The sequence below is a fragment of the Bacillus cereus group sp. BfR-BA-01524 genome (genome assembly GCF_022662595.1).
Lineage (GTDB): Bacteria > Bacillota > Bacilli > Bacillales > Bacillaceae_G > Bacillus_A > Bacillus_A thuringiensis_S.
Window position 1 is genome coordinate 1 of sequence record NZ_JAKUDW010000284.1, and the last position, 474, is coordinate 474.

The following is a 474-nucleotide window of genomic DNA, read 5'->3' on the forward strand; positions in this document are numbered from 1 at the left end:
ATATTAGGGGGTGCCTCTCCTTCTGAAACATCAAAAGGAAAGACAGATTACACACAGCGCAGTAAAGAACAATTAAACAATGGAAAGATACATGCGGTGAATACAGAAGAAAAAGCGGAGAAACTAGGTATTGAAACGGAAGGAAAAGAACAAATTACGCTAGAAAAAGAAATTCATGAAACAGAAGTAGGAAGAGAAGCAGAGCAGTTAGGCATCTCGATTGAAGGAAAAGATGTTGGAACTCTGTCTGAAGAAATCTATGAAACAAAAGTGAAGCAAGAAGCGTTAAAGCTAGGCATATCGATAGAGAATACATCAATTGTAGATTTAATTACTCAAATTAATACGATTAAAATTAAAGATGAAGCAGATAAATTAGGTATTGCAACAAATGGAAAAGAAATTGAAGACATCGCGGAAGAAATTTATGGGACTAAAGTAAGAGAAGCAGCAGGGAAGTTAGACATCTCTCAA

General features: G+C 35.4%; 1 pseudogene. It reads left to right on the top strand.

The window, feature by feature from the left end:
• Positions 1-474: pseudogene (locus MR170_RS31080) on the top strand (transporter); the annotation flags it as partial.